The sequence below is a fragment of the Chryseobacterium binzhouense genome (genome assembly GCF_007474545.1).
Lineage (GTDB): Bacteria > Bacteroidota > Bacteroidia > Flavobacteriales > Weeksellaceae > Chryseobacterium > Chryseobacterium binzhouense.
Genome location: NZ_VKOG01000013.1, coordinates 1 through 1,960, shown reverse-complemented (window position 1 = coordinate 1,960; position 1,960 = coordinate 1). Strand labels below are relative to the sequence as shown.

1 pseudogene is annotated in these 1,960 nt (G+C 38.7%); it reads left to right on the top strand.

Annotation, left to right across the window (positions count from 1 at the left end):
- Positions 1-181: 181 nt before the first annotated feature.
- Positions 182-1,778 (top strand): annotated as a pseudogene (locus FNE73_RS16625) (IS1182 family transposase).
- The last annotated feature ends 182 nt before the right edge of the window (positions 1,779-1,960 follow it).

Below are 1,960 nucleotides of genomic sequence, written 5' to 3'. Positions count from 1 at the left end.
CACTGTTTGCTTTAGCTGCTGCCATTGCTGTACGAGCTAAAATGAATAGAAAAGTGAAGGAAAGCAATTAGAAACCAACATAATCAAAATGAAGAATCCGTCTCACAACTTGAGGCGGATTTTTTTTTGGTTATTATTTTGGATTTTCGTATATTTATATCTGATAATCATATATTTGTGTATGAATTTCAAATATTATAATCAGAATCAGACTGTGTTATTCCCTTACAGTTTTGAAGAGCTGATTCCGAAAAATCATCCCGTTCGGATCGTCAATGATATTTTGGAGAAGGTAAATATTGACCCACTTCTCAAAGCCTACAGCAAAGAAGGAAATCCCAGCTACCATCCCGTGATGATGCTCAAGGTGATGGTTTTTGCCTACATGAACAATATTTATTCCTCACGGAAAATCGAAAAAGCACTTCGTGAAAACATCAACTTCATGTGGCTCTCCAACATGAGCATCGTGGATCACAATACCGTGAACCGCTTTCGGACCCAGAAACTTGAAGCCGCCTTCAAAGATATTTTTTCCCAGGTGGTTTTGCTTTTGGCAGAAGAGGGTTTGGTAAGTCTGAGACAGGTGTTTGTAGACGGAACTAAAATTGAAGCACAAGCAGGGCGCTACACTTTTGTTTGGGCAAATGCCATTAAAACCAATAAAGAAAAAATGCTGCGCCAACTGGAAGACCTTTGGAAATATGCCCAAAGCGTTGCCCGGGAAGAAGATAAAGACCCGGAACCGCCTGAATTTAAAGAAATCAGCAAAGAAAAAATCCGGCAAACGGTAGAAAATATCAATGCCAAATTAAAAGGCAGCGACAGCAAAACAGAGTCCGACAAAAAAGCCAAAGCCAAACGGAATTACATTAAAAATAATTTTGAGAAAAACTTCGATAAATACAAATCTCAGGAAGCTATTTTGGCAGAGCGGAATTCCTACAGCAAGACCGATCAAGACGCTACTTTTATGCGGATGAAACCGAAGGTTCGCGAATTCCATTAAAATCAATAAAAGAGAAACAATGAGCAATGATGATCATATGCAGAACGGACAGCTCAAACCCGCCTATAATGCACAGATTTCTACCGAGAATCAATTTATTTTAAATTACACGATTCATCAGCAAACCAATGATATCAATACTTTGAAGCGCCATTTGGAGAATTTTGAGAAATTATATGGAAAAAATAAACTCGAAGAATTGGAAGAACTCACAGCCGATGCGGGTTAAGGAAGCGAGGAAAACTATGAATTATTAGAGCAAAAAAACATCACTCCCTTTGTGAAATACAACACCTTCGACAAGGAGCAGGATACCCGTTATCAGTCGAAGCACAAGACTTTCAGCAAAGAAAACCTTCATTACAACGCCGAACAGGACTTTTACGTTTGCCCGATGGGTCAAAAGATGGAAAAAACACACGAAAGCACAAGGAAAACCAAGACCGGGTATCCTCAAAAACTATCACATTATCAAGCAAAAAATTGTGACGGATGCCCAATTAGAGGCGTTTGCCACAGCTCCAAAGAAAACCGGAGTGTAGAGCGAAACCATCATCTGGAGCAGTACAAAGAAAAAATCCGGGAACTTCTAAAAAGCGAAGAAGGCGTCAAAAAACGCAAACAACGTTCGGTTGAAGTAGAACCTGTGTTTGCCCACCTGAAACATTGCAATGGTTTTAAGAGATTTACCTTAAAAGGTCTGAAAAAAGTAGAACTGGAGTTCGGATTACACGCTTTAGCACACAATCTAAGAAAGAAAGTTGCCTGAAGAGGACAGCTTTTCACTTTTTCTGAAAACATTGAAAAACTTTTATAACAAAAAATCCGACTCAAATTTTGTTGTGAGACGGATTCTTATGTTAAGGTAATGTGGTCAAAAATAGTTGGTGCTTTTGACAAAAATAATTTGTAATATTCTGCGGTTGATTGGAAGAGGAAATGAGCAATGCA